Consider the following 2,197-nt stretch of genomic DNA (forward strand, 5'->3'; position numbering starts at 1 on the left):
CTCCCTGTTCTTGATGGTGCAGCTGCACTGGTTCCTGTGTACGCTTCAGTCATAGATTCAGTTTATCCTGAAGGATCTGTTACCTATGAAGGCGGAAGTTTTTCAGATGATAACAAGTACGGCGAGAATTTTGCTGAAGATAGTGTCATGCAATACCAAAACACTATCCGTGGATTCGATGCTCTTTTAGACGGATCCGTTGATCTCTTTTTCACAGCACACCCGTCTGAAAATCAGCTGAAAACAGCAAAAGAAAAAGGAATAGAACTTGAACTGATTCCAATTGGACTTGAGGCTTTTGTTTTTTTCGTTAATAAAAATAATCCTGTAGAAAGTCTTACCATTGATGAGATAAGATTGATCTACAGGGGTAATATAACAAACTGGAAAGAAGTAGGCGGTCCAAACAGAACCATTAACCCGCTTCTAAGAATTAAAAATTCCGGAAGCCAGACCATGATGGAAAAATTCATGGAAAACGATATGATTAAGAGCCGCAGTATATTTGCTGTATTCGGCGCCTCCATAGGTTATTCATTCCGCTATTATCTTTCAGGAATGGTGGCAAATGATAATGTTAAGATGCTTTCTGTAAACGGCATATATCCAGATGAAACGAACATTCAAAATGGCTTATATCCTCTTACATCAAGTTTCTATGTAGCCTACCGAAAAGACAATCCTAATCCAAATATTAAAAAACTTGTGGACTGGATTCTGTCTCCGGAAGGACAAAAACTTATAGAAGGATGTGGTTATATTCCCATAAACTCGCCATAAATCATCACTGCATTTCTGACACAGTCCTCGCAGGGACATAAAGCTTTTCCGTCTGTTATAGCTTTAAGGTCCCTGCATTTCAAGGCTCCGCACCTTTTTTGGAACTCTTCCTGTATCTTCCTTAAAAAAACACTGTACATCAATAGCCACAGTATAGTAATCACTAATAGCTTCCAAATCATCTGAAATGCAAAGGAACACACCATAGTCTGCATTCTTTATCTTTGTTCCATATTCCTAAAGAACAGACTGTCTTAAGTATCCGACTGTGTATCTTCAAGATGCGCCTCAGCATATTCCTCAAAGGCAGCCTGCCAAAGTCTGTAGGCGGCGAAAGTTTGGTGAACACCATGGTCACTGCAATACTGTTGTGCAAGATTTCCGTCACTGTCATAGAGTCTTGAAGCTACATCCAGATATCCCCATCCGTTTTCTGCTGCCAATGCCGACATCTTTTTATTAAATTCAAGGATAGTGGCATTGGTAAATTCCTCTTTAGCACTTTTATACATAGGTGTTGTACTTACAATAGTAATCTTTATATCAGGAATCTCCTGCTGTATTCTTGCAATATACTGAATATACTTTGCTACTGTGTTGTCTGCACCAGCCCAAAGGTCATTAAGTCCAAAGAAAGTATAAATGTGTTTTGCTCCCATTAGCTTCAGAGAATCCCAGGCATACATTTGCTCCCCTTGATATATGGGGTGTTTTGATTTACCTGAAATCGCCATGAAGGCATTATGGACCGAGTAACTAACCCTGGTAAGGAACTTAAGATTTTGAAATATGGGAGATGTAGCATTTCTTTCAGCGTATAAGGAAAAGCCCTCGGCTACTGAATCTCCTATAAGAACAGAATCCTTGTAAAATTCCCCTATTTGAAGGGCATGAAGAGCTTCGGCCTGAAGCCGTTCTTGTTCTTCAAGCCAGGCTTTGTTCTGCTGTTCCATAATAAGTTCTTCTTCTGTTTTCGTATCTTCTGATGTTCCTGTCGGACCAAAAGCAGTTTGTGACATATCAGGCGAACCGAAGTTGGCTAGAATTTCATTCTGTAAAATATCGTTAGCAACCGGAACTGTCGGGTATGTACCGATGGTCAGTTCATGGTCCGTCAATGTATCTGCGCATGAAGAAAAAACAGGTGTTATAGTTAATGCGGTAACCAACAATACCGCGGGTATCATTATCTTTTTCATAATAACATTTCTCCTTAAAGCCAAGATGAATGCCCTGCTTGGTTTCCCAAATATCGATTTATGCTTCATTATATTTCAAATATCTACTATGCATATTTTTCTCATTCTGCAAACAACATTTTCAGAACATCCTCCGGGCTTTTCTCACTTACCCTTTCCGGATCCGTAATTCCATCTGTAGTATTTTCAGTATTCCAGGTAAAACGACCGGCATTTTC

2 protein-coding genes are annotated in these 2,197 nt (G+C 39.6%); one reads left to right on the forward strand and one right to left on the reverse strand.

Going from position 1 to position 2,197, the window contains the following annotated elements:
• On the forward strand, positions 1–780 hold a 780-nt coding region (locus T357_RS0118355), incomplete at its 5' end, for a PstS family phosphate ABC transporter substrate-binding protein (RefSeq protein WP_031555886.1).
• 254 nt (positions 781–1,034) lie between these two features.
• Here the strand turns inward: T357_RS0118355 and T357_RS20695 are convergent.
• Positions 1,035–1,979, reverse strand: a complete 945-nt coding sequence (locus T357_RS20695) for an SGNH/GDSL hydrolase family protein (protein WP_031555890.1) — start codon at positions 1,977–1,979, stop codon at positions 1,035–1,037.
• Positions 1,980–2,197 lie beyond the last annotated feature (218 nt).

It is taken from the genome of Oribacterium sp. FC2011 (assembly GCF_000701645.1).
Lineage (GTDB): Bacteria > Bacillota > Clostridia > Lachnospirales > Lachnospiraceae > Oribacterium.